General features: G+C 71.8%; 12 protein-coding genes. 5 read left to right on the top strand and 7 right to left on the bottom strand.

What is annotated here, in order from left to right:
• Window positions 1-84 precede the first annotated feature (84 nt).
• Complete coding sequence (locus AB0I38_RS25740; protein WP_358472268.1) at window positions 85-1329, top strand: M20 metallopeptidase family protein; 1245 nt, start codon at window positions 85-87, stop codon at window positions 1327-1329.
• Here AB0I38_RS25740 and AB0I38_RS25745 read toward each other — a convergent pair.
• Window positions 1295-1885: a TetR/AcrR family transcriptional regulator gene (locus AB0I38_RS25745; RefSeq protein ID WP_358472270.1), complete on the bottom strand. Its 591-nt coding sequence runs from the start codon at window positions 1883-1885 to the stop codon at window positions 1295-1297. The two genes, AB0I38_RS25740 and AB0I38_RS25745, sit on opposite strands and share 35 nt — an antisense overlap.
• A 109-nt stretch (window positions 1886-1994) precedes the next feature.
• Here AB0I38_RS25745 and AB0I38_RS25750 point away from each other — a divergent pair, with 109 nt between their 5' ends.
• Window positions 1995-3689 carry a hydroxysqualene dehydroxylase gene (locus AB0I38_RS25750; RefSeq protein ID WP_358472272.1) on the top strand — a complete coding sequence of 565 codons (1695 nt, stop codon included), beginning with the start codon at window positions 1995-1997 and terminating at the stop codon, window positions 3687-3689.
• Window positions 3686-5065: an NAD(P)/FAD-dependent oxidoreductase gene (locus tag AB0I38_RS25755; protein ID WP_358472274.1), complete on the top strand. Its 1380-nt coding sequence runs from the start codon at window positions 3686-3688 to the stop codon at window positions 5063-5065. Before AB0I38_RS25750 ends, AB0I38_RS25755 begins: the two co-directional genes overlap by 4 nt.
• 113 nt (window positions 5066-5178) lie before the next feature.
• On the opposite strand, the gene AB0I38_RS25760 is transcribed toward AB0I38_RS25755, so the two are convergent.
• From AB0I38_RS25760 to AB0I38_RS25780, 5 genes are all read right to left on the bottom strand, one after another.
• Complete coding sequence (locus AB0I38_RS25760) at window positions 5179-5649, bottom strand: S26 family signal peptidase (RefSeq protein ID WP_358472275.1); 471 nt, start codon at window positions 5647-5649, stop codon at window positions 5179-5181.
• Window positions 5646-7466, bottom strand: a complete 1821-nt coding sequence (locus AB0I38_RS25765) for an ABC transporter ATP-binding protein (protein ID WP_358472277.1) — start codon at window positions 7464-7466, stop codon at window positions 5646-5648. The genes AB0I38_RS25760 and AB0I38_RS25765 overlap by 4 nt, the downstream gene beginning before the upstream one ends.
• 9 nt (window positions 7467-7475) lie before the next feature.
• Complete coding sequence (locus AB0I38_RS25770; RefSeq protein WP_358472279.1) at window positions 7476-8042, bottom strand: TlpA disulfide reductase family protein; 567 nt, start codon at window positions 8040-8042, stop codon at window positions 7476-7478.
• A 90-nt stretch (window positions 8043-8132) separates the two neighbouring features.
• Entirely contained in the window at window positions 8133-8342 is a 210-nt protein-coding gene (locus AB0I38_RS25775) for a hypothetical protein (RefSeq protein WP_358472281.1), read from the bottom strand.
• A gap of 201 nt (window positions 8343-8543) precedes the next feature.
• Entirely contained in the window at window positions 8544-9155 is a 612-nt protein-coding gene (locus AB0I38_RS25780; protein WP_358474326.1) for a MauE/DoxX family redox-associated membrane protein, read from the bottom strand.
• Window positions 9156-9454: 299 nt separating this feature from the next.
• Between AB0I38_RS25780 and AB0I38_RS25785 the strand changes: the two genes are divergently transcribed.
• A complete protein-coding gene (locus AB0I38_RS25785) occupies window positions 9455-12127 on the top strand; it encodes a tetratricopeptide repeat protein (protein WP_358472283.1) in 2673 nt (890 codons plus the stop codon).
• A gap of 54 nt (window positions 12128-12181) precedes the next feature.
• Entirely contained in the window at window positions 12182-15016 is a 2835-nt protein-coding gene (locus AB0I38_RS25790) for a glycoside hydrolase family 2 TIM barrel-domain containing protein (RefSeq protein WP_358472285.1), read from the top strand.
• Window positions 15017-15028: 12 nt separating this feature from the next.
• Here AB0I38_RS25790 and tuf read toward each other — a convergent pair whose 3' ends face one another.
• Entirely contained in the window at window positions 15029-16195 is a 1167-nt protein-coding gene (tuf, locus tag AB0I38_RS25795) for an elongation factor Tu (RefSeq protein ID WP_358472287.1), read from the bottom strand.
• Window positions 16196-16342: the final 147 nt, after the last annotated feature.

Raw genomic sequence — 16342 nt, forward strand, 5'->3', positions numbered from 1 at the left:
GCGATCCCGTCACCGGCGACGGGTGATCCAGACGCGCACAGGGGTAGGGGCGGGCGAGATCCGGCCAGAGAAGGGAGAGCGTGCGTGAGTACGGGGGCGCTGTTGCGGGAGGCGCTGCGGGCCGAGCTGCCCGCCGCCGAGAGGCTGAGACGGGAGCTGCACGCGCAGCCGTGCCTGTCGGGGCGCGAGGGGCCCAGCCTCAAGCTGGTGCTCGACGCGCTGACGGGCGGGCTCGTCGAGTACGTGGCCGACACCGGCGCCGTCGTCAGGATCGGCGGTCCGGGCCCGTCGGTGGCCGTGCGCGGCGAGCTGGACGCGCTGCCCATCGCCGAGCGCACGAGCGTCACGTGGGCCTCCGCGAACGGCGCCATGCACGCCTGCGGGCACGACGTGCACCTGGCCGCCGTCGTCGCGCTGGCCCGCGCGGTGGACAAGGTCCGGGCCGCCGGGGAGTCCTGGCCCGGATCGGGCGAGAACGGCGAGGCCTGGGGGCCGCGGAGGTCCCCGGTGGCGGGCCCGGGACCGGCCACGGTGGCCCCGCTGCTCGTCGTGCTGCAGCCCCGGGAGGAGGGCTTCCCGTCGGGCGCCTACGACGTGGTCGAGTCGGGAGTGCTCCACCGCCACCAGGTCCGCGCCATGATCGGCGCGCACGTGCAGCCCGTGCTGCCCGCCGGCATGGTGTCCTGCACGCCCGGCCCGGTCAACGCCTCGGCCGACGAGTTCGAGCTGACGATCAGGGGCTCGGCGGGGCACGCCGCCTACCCGCACCTCGCCCGCGACCCGGTCGTGGGCCTGGCCCAGGTCATCGCGGCCGCGCAGCAGCTCGTCAGCCGCGTCGCCGACCCCATGGTGCCGACCGTGGTCACGTTCGGCACGATCAACGCGGGAACGGCGCCGAACGTCATCCCGTCCAAGGCCACGGCACGGGGGACCCTGCGGGCGATGTCGGAGCGGTGGCGCTTCGAGTTGCACGACCGCTTCACCCAGCTGGTCGAGGACGTGGCGAGGGCGTACGGCTGCCACGCGGAGGTGCGGGTGCTGCCGGGCGAGCCGGTGCTCGCCAACGACGAGGACCTGGCCATGCAGGCGGGGGAGCTGCTGCGGCACGGCGGCAGGACCGTCACCGAGGAGCTGCGGTCGTGCGGCGCCGACGACTTCGCCTACTACGCGTCGGTCGCGCCGTCGCTGATGATGTTCGTCGGAGTGGACACGGTGTCGGGGCTGCACAGTGCGGAGTTCCTGCCCGGCCCGGCGGCCGTCGCGGACGTGGCCGAGGCGCTGCTGGCCGGCTATCTCACCGCGGCGGATCGTCAAGAACCCGGGGTATGACGTCCTCCAGCAGCCTGACCAGAGTCTCCTCCAGGAACTCGTGCACCTGAGGGCGGGTCAGCCGGCCGCGCTTGAGCCACTCGGCCGAGGTGGCCTCGGCCATCCCGCTGAAGCCGCGCAGCATCCCGCGCACCTCGGGCCGTGACCGGGCGAGCGGGCCGAGCCCGACCACCTCGATGATGTGGTCGACGATCCCCTCCCTCGCCTGGTCCACCACCTGCTCCAGCTCGGGGTCGCCGCCCGTGCCGAGCGCGGCCAGCCAGGTCTCCTGGTTGTCCTCGAGCAGCTGGAGCCAGCCGTTGACGCTCTCGCACACCCGGTCGCGGACGCTGGCCCCGGCCACGTACTCGGGCACGGGCACCGGCGGCACGTCCAGCATCTCGGCCACGGCGGCCAGGTAGAGCTCGCGCTTGGTGCCGAAGTAGTGGTTGAGCAAGCCGCGGCTGACGCCCGCCGCGGCGGCGATCTCGGTATTGGACACCTCGCCGTAGGGCCGGTCGCGGAACAGCGTCTGCGCGCGGGCGAGGATCTGCTGGCGGCGGTCGTCGGGATCCATGCGTGCCACACCTGCTGTCTCCCCAACTATCGATACGCCAATCTCTATTGGCGAAGCGCCAACAACGTGTTACGAATCTGTGCAAAGCACCTCACGCCTTGGAGGCGACATGAGTGAGGCGACGCGCAGAGACTTCCTCAAGATCACGGGAGCGGCGGCCACCGTGAGCGTCATCGGAGCCGCGCAGGCCCCCGGAAAGCGGGTGGCCATCCTGGGGGGAGGGGTGGCGGGCCTGTCGGCGGCCCACGAACTCATCGAGCGGGGTTTCGAGGTCACCGTCTACGAGCGCAAGGCCCTGGGCGGCAAGGCCCGCAGCATCATGACGCCCACCGGATTACCCGGTGAGCACGGCTTCCGCTTCTTCCCCGGGTTCTACTTCGACCTCACCGACACGATGCGGCGCACGCCGTTCCCCGGCAACAGCAACGGCTGCTGGGGCAACCTGACCCGCGCCACGTCCTACCTGCTGTCACGCCAGGGACGCCCCGACCTGACCGCGCCCTTCCCGTTCCCGCTGCCGCCGAACCCCCAGATCTACTCCCTCAGCAGCCTCATCTCCACGATCATCTCCGGCCTGCAGACGGTCTTGAAGCTCTCGCTCACCGAGGCGACGTTCTTCGCGCAGAAGATCGGCGTCTACGCCACCAGCTCCGACGAGCGCCGCCTCGGCCAGTGGGACAACATCACCTGGGCCGACTACATCAGGTCCGGCTGGTTCTCCGACGAGTACAACAAGTTCTTCGCCGACGGCACCATCCGCAACCTCGCGGCCACCAAGTCCAAGGACGCCAGCACCCACTCGATCGGCCTGGTCGGCGAGGCGACGCTGTGGAGCATCCTCGGGCTCGGCAACGAGCCGGGCGCCTCCATCGACCGGGTGCTCAACGGCTCCACCAGCGAGATGTGGCTCGACCCGTGGGTCGCCTACCTCCGCTCCCGGGGAGTGGTCTTCAACGTCGGCTGGAACGTCGACGGGCTCACGCTGTCCAGCGGCAAGATCACCGGCGCGACGGCCGGGCCCGGCCGGACGATCAGCGCCGACTGGTTCATCGTCTCCATGCCCTCCGAACGCGCCGCCAAGCTCGTCACGCCCGCCCTCGTCGCCGCCGACCCCAGGCTGGCCGGCATCCCCCGGTTGCGGCAGGACTGGATGAACGGCCTGATGTTCTTCCTCAAGAAGGAGGTGCCGCTCACGCCGGGCCACGTGAACTACGTCGACTCGGCCTGGGCCGTGACCTCGATCAGCCAGGCGCAGTTCTGGAAGAGGGACTTCACCACGTACGGCGACGGCACCGTCAAGGACTGCCTGTCCGCGATCATCTCCGACTGGTTCACCGCCGGCACGTTCAACGGCAAGAAGGCCAAGGACTGCACCCCGCAGGAGATCGCCACCGAGGCCTGGGCCGAGATCAAGGCCCACACGCCGGAGATCACCGACAGCGCGCTGCACTCCTGGTTCCTCGACCCGGCCATCCAGAACGGCACCAACGACGAGCCGCTGTTCATCCAGCACCCCGGGTCGTGGAAGGAACGGCCCGACTCCAAGACCGCCATCCCCAACCTGTTCCTGGCCGGCGACTGGGTGCGCACTCCCATCAACGTCACCACCATGGAAGGCGCCTGCCAGGGCGCCCGCCAGGCCGTCAACGCCCTGCTCGACGCGTACGGCTCCAACGCCTCGCGGTGCTCGGTGCACCAGCTCTACCGCTCGCCGCTGTTCGAGCTGGAAAAGGCAGAGGACAAGGCGCGCTACCGGCTCGGCCTGCCCAACAAGTGGGACATCCAAGACACCCGATGGCCATGACCGACGCGGACGTCGTGATCGTCGGGGCTCGATGCGCGGGGTCGGCCGCCGCCACCGCCCTGGCCAGGGCGGGACGCCGGGTCATCGCGGTCGACTCCGCGCGCTTCCCCTCACCGACGATCTCCACCCACCTCATGTGGCCGGGCGGGCTGGCCGAGCTCGCCCGGCTCGGCGCCCTGGACCGGGTCGAGTCGCTGGGCGCGCCCCGGCTGCCGACCGCGTCCGTCGAGATCCCCGGTGTCCGGGCCGCCGGCGGGTACAGCCCGGTCGACGGCATCGACTACGCCATGTGCGTGCGCCGTACCGGGCTGGACCTGGCCCTCGTCGAGACGGCACGGGCGGCGGGCGCCGAGGTGCGCGAGGGCGCCCGGGTGACCGGCCTGATCTGGTCGGACGGCAGGGTCGCCGGGGTGGAGGTGAGCGAGCGCGGCGGGCGCGCCTACGCGTTGCGCGCGCCGTTCGTCATCGGCGCCGACGGCCGTCGCTCCACGGTCGCCCGGCTGGTCGGCGCCGCCCAGCCGTACCTGAGCAGGCGGGACGGCCGGGCCTGCTACTACGCCTACTTCGACGACCCGCGCGAGGAGCTGCGGCCGGTGGCGGCGCAGTGGCGGCAGGGGGCCGAGCTGGGTACGGCGTTCCCGTGCGACGACGGGCTCACCCTGGTGCTGCTCATGCCGCCCGACGCCCGGTCCGCCGACTTCCAGCAGGATCCGGAGAAGGAGTACGACCGGACGATCGACGAGCTGCTGCCCGGCCTGCGCGAGCGGCTGCGCGGCTGCGTACGGCGGTCCAAGGTCTTCGGAGCCCACGCGCTGGAGTCGTACTTCCGGGCCTCCAACGGGCCCGGCTGGGCGCTGGCCGGCGACGCCGGCCACTTCAAGGACCCGGTCACGGCGCAGGGCATCCGCGACGCCCTGCGCTTCGGCCGCCTGCTGGGAGAGACCCTCGCCGCGCAGACCGGCCCCGCGACGGCGGGAGATCCCGCACCCGGCACGGCGGACCCAGCCCTCCAGGAAGCACTCGGCGCACCGGCCGGCGTGGACGCGGCGGTCGCGGCCTGGGAGCGGCGGCGCGACCACGAGTGCCTGGAGACGTTCTACTGGACCGAGCGCACCGGCCGGGCCGAGCCGGTCGGGCCGCTCGACGTCGAGATGCACCGCGCGCTGCGCGCCGACCCCGCCCTCATGCGGCGCTTCCTGGACGTCTACTCGCGCATCGTCCGGCCCGGGGAGGCGCTCACCACGCCCCGCCTGGCCGGCTGGACGCTGCGCGCGCTGCTGCGCCCGGGCACCGACCGGACCGACCTGCTCAGGTACGTCGCCCGCACAGCCCGCGAGCTGCGCCAGGAGCGCGCCGAGATCAACGCACCACCCTGAAGCCACGCATCTCCATAGGGGCCCGGCCCGGTGGCGACATCGTCAGGCCGGACACCGGACGATCACTGTGGCGACCCGGCGGATACGCCGGGCCGGCACCCGGCGGCCCGTGCCTATGAGCTCGCCCGGCCAGGCGGCAACGCGTCGCCGCCGAGCCGCCGCAGGACCACGCCGAGCACCTGGTCGCCCGGCACGGCGCCGAAATGCCGGGAGTCCTGACTGACCTCCAGGTTGTCACCGAGGACCACGATCGTCCCTGGCGCCACGCCCCCGCCACTCCGGCACCAGGCCGGAAGCCAGGCCGGTTCCAGGTCTCCCGCCACGGCCGCGACCCGTTTGACGAGCAGGGCTCCCTCCAGGGTGCCCGCCGGGTCCCCGGGCCGGCAGGGCCCGGTCCGGCGGATCAGCACGACATCGTCGCGGCGTACCCGGCCGACCGGGGTCCGGCGCACCAGAACGCGATCACCAGCGCTCAGCGTCGGGGACATGCTGCGCCCGACGACGGATACGACGAGGACGCGATGTCTGATCGCGAGCACGGCGAGGACCAGAAGCGCGACCGTGGCGGTGATGACTCCGATCATGCCCGGGCCTCCGGGGCGGCTGAACGGTACCCCGCGGCCTGGATGGTGAAGAGCCGCGCGTAGGCGCCCTCGATCGCCATGAGGTCGTCGTGGGTCCCCTGTTCGATGATCACTCCGTCGGCCAGCACCACGATGAGGTCCGCCTCACGGACCGTTCCCAGCCGATGGGAGATCAGCAGAGTGGTCAGCCTCCGCCGGTGCGCGCGGAACCGCGAGTGGATCTCATGCTCGGCCTCCGCGTCCAACGCGGCACTCGGTTCGTCGAGGATCAGCAGATCGGGCCGCGCGAGAAGCAGGCCCCTCGCGATTCCGAGCCGTTGCCACTGGCCTCCGGACAGGGCGACGCCCGACCGCGGGTCGTCCTGCGAATCCTCCGCGAAGAAGATCCGGGTCAGCAACGTGTCGTATCCGTGCGGCAGCGCGGTGATGACGTTGTGCACGTCGGCGGTGTGTGCGGCGGCCTCGACGCGCCCCCGGTCGTCCATCGAGGAGAGGTCACCGATGGCTATGTTCTCAAAAGCGGTCAGGTCGTAGGCGGTCGCGTCCTGGAAGACGGCGCGGATCCGGCGGCGCAGCTCGGTGGGGTCGAGATCGCGTATGTCGACCCCGTCCCAGAGGACGGTGCCCTTGACCGGCTCGTAGAGCCGGCAGAGCAGTTTCACCAGCGTGGACTTGCCGGCGCCGTTGAGTCCGACGACGGCGGTCGTACGGCCGGCGGGGAGGAAGAGGTTCACGCCGCGGAGCACCCACGGCTGATCGTCCGCGTAGCGGAACCAGACGTCACGCAGTTCGATCCCTCGGCGTAGCGGCGGGGTGCTCCTGGGATCCTCCCGAACGGGAAGGTCGGGCGTAGCGTCGATCACCGTCGTGTAGTGCTGGAAGAGCAGAAGCGCCTGATGCGCCGACACGATGTCGGTGACCAGTCCGCCGAGGGCGCTCTGCACGCTGCCGATCGCGGTCACCAGCAGCGCGATGTCTCCTACCGTCAACGTTCCTGTGACCGCCAACCGCACCGCCCACAGCAGGAGCCCGCCGGCGATGCCCGCGGAGAGGAAGGCAAGCCCGGCTTGGACGGCCAGCTCCCGGCGGTCCATCTGGCGGCCGGCGGCGTTGACGTTGCGGATTTCCGCGGCCATCCGGCCCCAGAGAAACGCGCCCGCACCGAACAGCCGGATCTCCTTGGCCGCGTCGGGGTCGAGAAGGAGGCTGGCGTAGAAGATCTCCCGACGCTGCGCCTGGCTCACGCGCGCGACCATGGCCGCCCGGCGACGGCTCAGCGCGATCTCGGCCATGATCGTGGGTACGGCACCGATCAGCACCACCGCTGTCACCCAGGGGCCGAGCAGGAGGAGCGCGCCGGAGAAGCCCCCGATGGTGAGTATCCCCTGGACGGCGCCCACCGTCGATCGCACCACGATCCCGGAACTCGCCGCCCCGGAGGACTGCGCGATCTGGACGTGGTTCTGGAAGGCCGGATCCTCGAGTCGGCTCAGTCCGACGAACCGGTTCACGGCCGCGTACAGCTCTTCCGTGGTCGCGAGGGAGACCCGGCGCTCGGCCTCGTTCTCGAGGTACCGGGTCCCGTGGGGAAGGATCGCGATGAGGATTCCGACGGCGGCCAGGCTCGCGGCGGACACCGTGATGTCCGTCCACAGCGCCGAGCCGGCCGCCAGACGGTCGAGGATGGACTTGGTCAGCCACGCGAGGGCCAGGGGAGCGAGGCCGGCGACGACTGCCAGGACCAGGTATCCGCCGAACTGGAGAGGAGCGGCACGTCGGGCTGTCGCCAGGGCACGGCCCGCGGTGCGGAGCATCATGGAAACGGGTCACCCGACGGACGGGAGGATGGGCGCGTCGTGGTGCGTGATCGATGGCAGTTCGAAGCTCGTGGCGGTGATGGCGCCGTCCTGGAGCAGTAGGAAGGCGGGGAAGCCGCCGACGCCGAAGGACTCCTGGATCGGACCGCGGTCGGTCTCGACGACGACCGTCGCGACCGGGCGCAGCAGCTCCACGGTGTCCGCCGCGTCCTCCGGCGCGCCGACGACCACCGCGAGGACGGCGTCGGGGCCGGCGGTCCTCGCGGCGGCGTACTCGACGAAGCCCGGCAGCCGCTCCTTGCACGGAGCACAGGTGATCGAGAAGAACCCGACGAGCGGCCGGGGGCCTAGCGTGTCGAGGGAGACGGGCCGGCCGTCGACACTCTCCGCGAGGAAGTCACGGACCCGGGAGCCGGCGGGCAGCGTGACGGAGTCGGATCCGTCGCGTGAGGCGTCGCGCAGGTTCGCGAGTTCGGTGGTGTGCTCACGCAGCCGGCGGACGAGGCCGAAGGTGAGCAGGAGGTTGGCGGCGGCCAGCAACCCGACCAGGGCTGTGGCGACGGCCGTGTACGTCATCGAGTCTCCAAACGATGTGAGCGGTACAGCGGGTCGTAGAGGTGCCGCTGTCAGGGTGAACCCGTGACAGCGGCGGATCTCAGACGGTGGTCAGCAGCCCAGGCCGACGTACTTGCACTTCGTGACGTAGTACTTGCAATCGGCGGTGATGCAGCCCGCCTTGGCATACATGTGGGCGCCCGAGCAGTAACAGAAGATGTCGTAGGGGTCGCACCTGGGGGTACAGGCCGCGCTGGCCTCCGCCTTGGGGGCCACCAGCGCGGCGAGCCGGTCGGCGAGGGCGGTGATCGTACGTGTCATGGAATCCTCCTACAGGCGACGCAAGGACGTGTACGTCTCGCACATTCAAGAACCGCGCCGATCGGATGAACAGGACGACGGACCGGACGTTGCTCCGGACGAGGGGCATGCTGATCGGCCAAGGCGGTTGCGGCGAAGTGACCTGATCCAATGCCCGTATCCGGCCGGCCATGCCGAGGCGCGTCACACGCCAGGTGCGCGTCAGGGCTGGTCGTGTCGACGGCGCGTGCCGTCTGGTGCGCCCTGGGAACGCGGAGGATCCGTGGCGGGGGACCGCGATCCCGTCGCCTCAGCGGCGGCGGGCGTCCCAGCGAACAGGTCGACGAGATCGTCCAGCATCGTGATGAAGAGTCCCGCCACCGCACCGGCGATCAGGCAGATGATCGTCCACGCCGCGGCGGGCAGGACGTCCGGCGCCGTGAATCCGGCGAGCGCGCCGACGCCGAGCAGCACGTTTCTGACCGCATGACGCGGAGCGAGCGGGGTGGAGGACTCGCCGAAGCAGCGGCACGGCTGGGCGTCCCCGCGCAGCAGGACCACCACCACACCGGCGGTCAGCACCATGAGCAACGCCGCGGCGGCGGCGAATCCGGCGTCTCTGGTGACCGGGACGGCGAGAAGCGCTCCGGTGACCGCTTCGCCGACGGCGATGGCGAGCGCCACCGGTCGTACGTGGCGATCCCGGACCAGCCGCATCGTGCTCAGCGAGATCGCGAAGGCGCGCAGCCTTGCCCGGCTCCGTAGTTTGCTCCCCGCTGATACGAGGAAGACGACCGTGAGCATCCCCTGGCACAGCAGAGCGATGTAGGTCATCACAGGCCCACGGTCGCGTGGAGGATGCGCGTCTGGGAGCGGGCGCCACTCGCGCCGCGGGGCGGGGCGAATGGGCCTGGGTACGTACGGTGGCGGCGGGCCCCCGTCGGAAGCGGGGCCGTCCCGCGCCGGCTCCGCGTCCGGTGACGATGGCCTGACGCTCGGTTGAACACGTGGGTCATGGTTCTCCTGTCCAGCCGAAGTCAATATAGAGCTGGCCTAAACGGATATATCGGATCGGCGTCGTTATGCCAGGACATTGGACCCGACGTTCGACAGGACGGATGATTTATACGATCATGAGAGAGCTTAACGATAACGAGACATTCGCGGCTCTGCTGAAACACCACCGGCTTCGGCGTCGGCTCACTCAAGAGGCGCTGGCCGAACTGGCGGAGATCAGCGCGCGCTCCATCGGCGATATAGAGCGCGGCCGGGGTCGCACTCCGCGGTCGCACACCGTCGATCGGCTCGCACTCGCCCTGAATCTCACGAACAGCGAACGCGAGGAGTTCGTCCAGGTCGCACGCGCGCTTTCCTGGGCCGGCCGCGCGGGCGCGTCAGACCGGATCAGCCCTTCCACCCGGATGACCCAGCCGGGCCGGGACGAGCATTCCGGTGACGACCGGCCGGCCGGTCGTCACGACGTGGGGCGGCAGCCGTTGCGCAACCTGCCTGCGGACCTTCCTGACTTCGTGGGGCGCGACTGCGAGATCGCGAAGATGTGCGCGGTGCTCGGTACAGAGTCCCAAGGCGGCAGGCTGGTGGCAGTGTCCGGCCCTCCGGGGGCCGGGAAGACGGCGCTGGCGGTGCACGCCGCCCACCGGCTCGCTCCGCTGTTCCCGGACGGCCAGCTGTTCGCGCGGCTCGGTGATGGGTCACGTGAGCCGGCGGGTGCGGGGGAGGTGCTGGACAAGCTGCTGCGCGCCCTCGGTTTGGACGGGGCGGCGCTGCCGGCCGCGGTCGACGAGCGAGCGGGTCTGCTGCGGGCACGACTCGCCGAACGGCGGATCTTACTCGTGATCGACGATGCCACCGGTCACGGCGACGTCGAGCCGCTCCTGCCTGCGGCAGGTTGCGCGATGGTGGTCACGAGCCGTGTCCCGCTGACGGGGCTTCCCGGTGTGACCGCCGTCGACCTGTCCCCCTTGCCGACGGAGGCGGCGGTGGACCTCCTCGGTCGTGTGGCCGGCGACCGGCGGGTGCAGGCCGAGCCCGACGCCGCCGAAGAGCTCGTCTCCATGTGCGGGGGGCTGCCCCTCGCCGTCAGGATCGCCGCGGCACGGCTGGCCGCGCGGCCGACCTGGATGGTGGCGACGCTGACCGCGAAGCTGGCCGACGAGCGAGTCCGGCTCGATGAGCTGCGCCACGGCGACCTCGCGGTGCGCCCAGGACTCCACCTCGCCTTCCAAGAACTCTCGCCCAACGCCGCGCGGGCGTTCGCGCTGCTCGGTGAGCTGAACGTCCACTCATTCCCTGAATGGGCGGTGGCCATGCTGCTCGATACCCCTTCCGTAGCGGGAGGCGGTGCGCTTGAGGAACTGCTCGACGCGCGGCTGGCGGACGCCGTCGGCCCCGACCCGGCCGGCCAGCCACGTTATCGGTTTCACGACCTGACCAAGCTGTACGCGCGCGAGTGCAGGCGGGCCCGGATCGGGGAATCGGACTGGCGGGCCGCGCTCGCCCGGGCCGCCGGCGGGTGGCTGGCCCTCGCCCGGCACGCTCAAGACCGACTGCGCTGCGAACGGTTCCATCTCGACGACCGGAGCCATCCCGCCTTCTTGGACGACGCGAACGCGTTCGCCGTCGCGGCCGGGCATCCGATCGAGTGGTTCGAGGCCGAGCGGGAGACGCTGGGTGCGCTGGTACGGGCATGCGCCGAGGCGGGGCTGACCGGGACGGCATGGAGCCTCGCCGCGTGCGCCGCCGACTTCTACGAGCTGAGGGCCTACTACGACGACTGGCACAGGGCCACGGAGATCGCGCTGGAGGCGTGCCGCCGCGGCGGAGACCGGGCGGGCGAGGCGGCGATGCTGCGGAGCCTCGGTAGCTGTCTCGTGGAACTCGACGAGCAGGAGGCGGCGGTGTCGACACTGCGGGCGGCCCGGGAACTGGCCGAAGAGCTCGCGGATCCGGCCGGTGCCGCCATGGCGCGCAAGGACCTCGGTTTCGTCCTCAGCCTGAGCGGCCGCCTCGACGAGGCGCAGGCCGCACTGCGCGGCGCGGCCGAGGAGCTCGGTGACGTCGGAAGGCACGCGACGAGGGCGATCGCGCTCACCAGCCTCGGGTTCGTGTTGCGGCAGCGCGGCGACACCGCCCAAGCCGTCGAAGTGATACAGACCGCTCTGGCCGGGGCCCGCGCCTGCGGCGATCGGTTCGCCCAGGCCTACGCCCTGCGAGGACTGTCAGGTGCGCTCAGCGCCGACGGCCGGACCGCGCAGGCCGCGGAGGCCGCACGGCGGGCTGCCGCGTTGTTCACGCGGGTCGGCGATCCCATCGGCGTGGCCCAGAGCCTGCGGGCCCTCGGCGAGGCGCTCGCGCATGAGGATCATCGGTCGGGTGAGGCCGAGGAGGCGCTCACCGCCGCGGCGGCTGTGTTCCAGGAAAGCGGGCACAGCTGGGGTCTCGTCCTCACCGAGCTGAGTCTCGGTGAGATGCAGGCCAGACAGGGCGTCCCCGAGGCCGTCGGGCGTCTCCGCCAATGCCTGCAGTTCTGGACGGATAAGCGCGTTCCGGCGCTGCGGGTGCGTACGCTGCTCGCTCTCGCCTCCGCCGCAGAGCGGGCGGGCGATCCGGCGGCGCGGGATCTCCTCGTCGAGGTGTTCGGGCTCTACCGTGAGGTGGGCTCCCCGGCCGCAGCGGAACTCGCGAGAAGGCTCGGGCTTCCCGAGGACGCCCTCCCGCCGGGAAAGGATGCCGGCTCGCCGGATGTGAGGCCGCCGCGCCGTCCCGCCGATGCGCGGACGGTGTGAGCGGAGCGGGCCGGCGGTAGACCTGCTTAAATCGCAAGGTTAGGCTCGGCCGGGATGAACCTCGCACATTTCACCCCCGGCGCGGGTCGTCTCGCCCCCCGGGCGGCCCTGCGCAGCGACGCTCCATCTCTCGGCCTCAACGGCGTCTGGCGGTTTCGCCTCTCGCCGGCCGCGCACGTCCCCGAGGACTTCGCCGAACCCGGCTACGACGACTCGGCCTGGCACGATCTGCCGGTGCCGTCGCACTGGCCGCTGCACGGGCACGGCGCCCCCGCCTACACGAACGTCTCCTATCCCTTCCCGCTCGACCCGCCGCACGTGCCGGACGACAACCCGACCGGCGACTACCGGCGCGCCTTCGACCTGCCCCACGGCTGGAGCGGCGGCCGGCTGCGCTTCGAGGGCGTCGACTCCTGCGCCCGGGTCTGGCTCAACGGCCACGAGCTGGGCTTCTCCACCGGCAGCCGGCTGCCCGTCGAGTTCGACGCGGGCCCCTTCCTGGTGCCGGGACGCAACGTGCTGGCCGTGCGCGTCCACCAGTGGTCGGCCGCGAGCTACCTGGAAGACCAGGACATGTGGTGGTTACCGGGCATCTTCCGCGACGTGACGCTGACCCGCTCGGCCGCCGACGTCTTCGTCCGCGCCTCCTGCACCGGCGGCCGCGGCACGCTCTCCTTCGACGGCTCCGGCCGGCTGAGCGTCCCCGAGCTCGGCGTCACAGACCTCCCGGCCGGCGCCGAGATCACACTCGACGTCGAGCCGTGGACGGCCGAGACGCCCCGCCTCTACGACGCGGTGGTGACCCTCCCCGACGAGTCCGTACGGCTGCGCGTCGGCTTCCGCACCGTCTCCATCGAGGACGGCGTCCTGCTGGCCAATGGGCGTCCTCTGCTGCTCAAGGGCGTCAACCGGCACGAGTTCCACCCCGAGCACGGCCGCGCGGTGCCGTACGAGACCATGCGCGAGGACGTGCTGCTGATGAAGCGGCACAACGTCAACGCGGTCAGGACCAGCCACTACCCGCCGCACCCCGCCTTCCTCGACCTCTGCGACGAACTCGGCCTGTGGGTGATCGACGAGTGCGACCTGGAGACGCACGGCTTCGGCCAGGTCGGCTGGCGCGGCAACCCCGCCGACGACCCGCGCTGGGCCGAGGCGTGCCTCGACCGGATGCGCCGGATGGTCGAACGGGACAAGAACCATCCCAGCGTGATCATGTGGTCGCTCGGCAACGAGGCCGGCGTGGGCCGCAACCTCGCCGCCATGGCCGCCTGGACCCGCGAGCGCGACCCGTCGCGGCCGATCCACTACGAGGGCGACCGGTCCTGCGCCGACACCGACGTCTATTCGCGGATGTACGCCACCCACGCCGAGGTCGAGGCCATCGGGCGCGGCGCCGAGGAGCCGCTCGCCGACCCCGCCCTCGACGCGCGGCGCCGCGCGATGCCGTTCCTGCAGTGCGAGTACGCCCACGCCATGGGCAACGGGCCCGGCGGCCTGGCCGAGTACCAGGAGCTGTTCGAACGCCATCCGAGGCTGGCCGGCGGGTTCGTCTGGGAGTGGATCGACCACGGCCTGGCGCACCCGGACCTGGAGTACGCCTACGGCGGCGACTACGGCGAGCCGCTGCACGACTCGAACTTCGTGGTCGACGGGCTGGTCCTGCCCGACCGGACACCGTCGCCCGGGCTGCTCGACCTCAAGAAGGTGTTCGAGCCGGTCCGGTTCGAGTTCACCGGCGACGCGGTGCGGATCGTCAACCGGTATGGGTTCCGGGACCTTTCATCCCTGGCCTTCCTCGGCGTGGTCGAGGTGGACGGGGTGCCGGTCAGCGAGTTCACGTTCGACGTGCCGGCCACCGGAGGCGAGGCCGGACTGCCCGCCCTGCCCGGCGGGAACGACGGAGAGCTCTGGCTGACCGTCCGCGCCGTGCTGGCGGCCGACGAACCCTGGGCCGAGGCGGGCCACGAGGTGGCCTGGGCCCAGTCCCGCCTGTCGCCTCCCGCCCCCGCGCCGACGTCGGGCGGAGCGGCCACCGCGCCGGGAACCCCGGCCCCGCCCCCGGTCGTGGGGGCCGGAGGGCCGGGTGTCGTCGCGGGGGAGGTGATCGTCGGTGGCGGGCACTTCGACCCCGTCACCGGGCGGCTGGTGCGGCTGTTCGGCATCGAGGCCGAGGGACCGCGGCTGGAGCTGTGGCGGGCGCCGATCGACAACGACCGCTATGGCGGACTCGTACGGACCTGGCGACGGCTCGGCCTGCACCGGCTCACCCACCGGGTGGACGCCGTCGAGACCGGTGACGGCCTGGTCGTGCGCGCCAGGGTCGCCCCCGCCGCCACCGACCTCGGCCTGCGCGTCGTCTACCGGTGGACCGAGGTGAACGACGGGCTCGGACTGACCGTGCACATCGTGCCCGAGGGGGAGTGGACCGAGCCCGTCCCAAGGCTCGGCGTCGTCATGGCGCTGCCCGCCTCCTTCGACCGGGTCACCTGGTTCGGACGGGGCCCCGGCGAGGCGTACCCCGACACCGGCCTGGCCGCCAGGGTCGGCAGGTGGTCCTCCACCGTCGAGGAACTGCAGACGCCGTACGTCTACCCCCAGGAGAACGGGCACCGGGCCGACGTCCGCTGGGCCGAGCTGACCGGCCCTGGCCAGGGGCTTCGGGTCACCGGCGACCCGGTGTTCGGGCTGACCGCCCGGCGCTGGAGCACGGCCGACCTCGAACGCGCCCGCCACCGTCCCGACCTGGTGCCGGGTGAGCGCGTACACGTCAACCTGGACCTCGCCCAGCAGGGCGCCGGGACCGCGAGCTGCGGCCCCGGCACCCTGCCCGGGTACGACCTCCAGGCCAGGGAGACGACCTTCCGCCTCCGCTTCAGCCCGGCCTGACCTCCCCGATGGTCAGTCGGGGACGGTGAGGACGGTGCCCGCGCCGACGGTCAGACCGCCCTCGCGGATCGCGAAGCCGAGCCCTGCCTCGACCGCGACGGCCTTGCCCAGCTCGACCGTCACCTCGACCGTGTCACCCGGCTGGGCGGGCCCGTCCAGGATCAGCTGCCCCGGCACGTCGGTGGTCCGCAGGTAGAACTGCGGCCGGTATCCCGGCGCGACCGGCCGCCGCCGCCCGCCCTCCTCCGGCGTGAGGAGGTAGAGCCTGGCGGTGAACGTCCGGCGAGCCCGCTGACTGCCGGGCGCCGCCAGCACCATGCCGCGACGCACCTGCTCGCGGCGGACACCGCGCAGCAGGACCGCGGCGTTGTCGCCCGCCTCGCCCCGCTCCATCGTCTTGCCGAACGTCTCCACCCCGGTCACCACCGCGGTGAACCCGTCGCCGAACCCGACGACCTCCACCTGGTCTCCGACGCGGACCGTGCCGCGTTCGATGGCCCCGGTGACGACCGTGCCCCGGCCGGTGACCGTGAGCACGTTCTCGACGGGCATCAGGAACGGCGCGTCCACGTACCGGACCGGCACGGGGATGCGCTCGTCGACCGCCCGCAGCAGGGCGTCGATCGACGCCGTCCACTCCGGGTCGCCCGCGAGGGCGCGCAGCCCGGACACCCGGACCATCGCGACGTCGTCGTAGCCGTGCTCGGCGAGCAACTCCTGCAGCTCCAGCTCGACCAGGTCGGTCAGCTCCGGGTCGGCGCCGTCGGCCTTGTTGACCGCGACGACCAGGTGCTCGACGCCGACCCGCCTGGCGAGCAGCACGTGCTCCCGGGTCTGCGGCATGATGCCGTCCTGCGCGGACACGACGAGGATGGCCCCGTCGAGCTGCGCCGCCCCCGTGATCATGTTCTTCACGTAGTCGGCGTGGCCCGGCATGTCCACGTGGGCGTAGTGCCGGCCGGCGGTCTCGTACTCGACGTGCGAGATGTTGATCGTGATGCCCCTGGAGTGCTCCTCCGGGGTGCGGTCGATCCGCTCGAACGGCGTGTAGGTCGCCTGCCCGCGCTCCGCGAGCACCTTCGTGATCGCGGCGGTCAGCGTGGTCTTGCCGTGGTCGACGTGGCCCATCGTGCCGATGTTGAGGTGCGGCTTGTTGCGTGCGTAGGCCTGCTTGGCCATGGTCTCTTTCCTTCGAAGCCTGGATCCGTGGTGACCCGTCAGGGTCGGCTACCTCCCCCCGCCGGGTCACACTCAGGACTTACGGGAAGAGGTCAGCGCTCCAGGCCGTCGAAGGCACGCTCGAACGCGCCCGCGCGTGCGGGCGCC

The organism is Nonomuraea cavernae (assembly GCF_040655715.1).
Taxonomy (GTDB): domain Bacteria; phylum Actinomycetota; class Actinomycetes; order Streptosporangiales; family Streptosporangiaceae; genus Nonomuraea; species Nonomuraea cavernae_A.

Excerpts from the sequence above, each read along its gene's own strand:
- AB0I38_RS25785 (WP_358472283.1), top strand. The coding sequence starts at position 9,455 with ATGAGAGAGCTTAACGATAACGAGACATTCGCGGCTCTGCTGAAACAC.
- AB0I38_RS25765 (WP_358472277.1), bottom strand. The coding sequence starts at position 7,466 with ATGATGCTCCGCACCGCGGGCCGTGCCCTGGCGACAGCCCGACGTGCC.
- AB0I38_RS25775 (WP_358472281.1), bottom strand. The coding sequence starts at position 8,342 with ATGACACGTACGATCACCGCCCTCGCCGACCGGCTCGCCGCGCTGGTG.
- AB0I38_RS25770 (WP_358472279.1), bottom strand. The coding sequence starts at position 8,042 with ATGACGTACACGGCCGTCGCCACAGCCCTGGTCGGGTTGCTGGCCGCC.
- AB0I38_RS25780 (WP_358474326.1), bottom strand. The coding sequence starts at position 9,155 with ATGACCTACATCGCTCTGCTGTGCCAGGGGATGCTCACGGTCGTCTTC.
- AB0I38_RS25760 (WP_358472275.1), bottom strand. The coding sequence starts at position 5,649 with ATGATCGGAGTCATCACCGCCACGGTCGCGCTTCTGGTCCTCGCCGTG.
- AB0I38_RS25790 (WP_358472285.1), top strand. The coding sequence starts at position 12,182 with ATGAACCTCGCACATTTCACCCCCGGCGCGGGTCGTCTCGCCCCCCGG.
- AB0I38_RS25745 (WP_358472270.1), bottom strand. The coding sequence starts at position 1,885 with ATGGATCCCGACGACCGCCGCCAGCAGATCCTCGCCCGCGCGCAGACG.
- tuf (WP_358472287.1), bottom strand. The coding sequence starts at position 16,195 with ATGGCCAAGCAGGCCTACGCACGCAACAAGCCGCACCTCAACATCGGC.
- AB0I38_RS25750 (WP_358472272.1), top strand. The coding sequence starts at position 1,995 with ATGAGTGAGGCGACGCGCAGAGACTTCCTCAAGATCACGGGAGCGGCG.
- AB0I38_RS25755 (WP_358472274.1), top strand. The coding sequence starts at position 3,686 with ATGACCGACGCGGACGTCGTGATCGTCGGGGCTCGATGCGCGGGGTCG.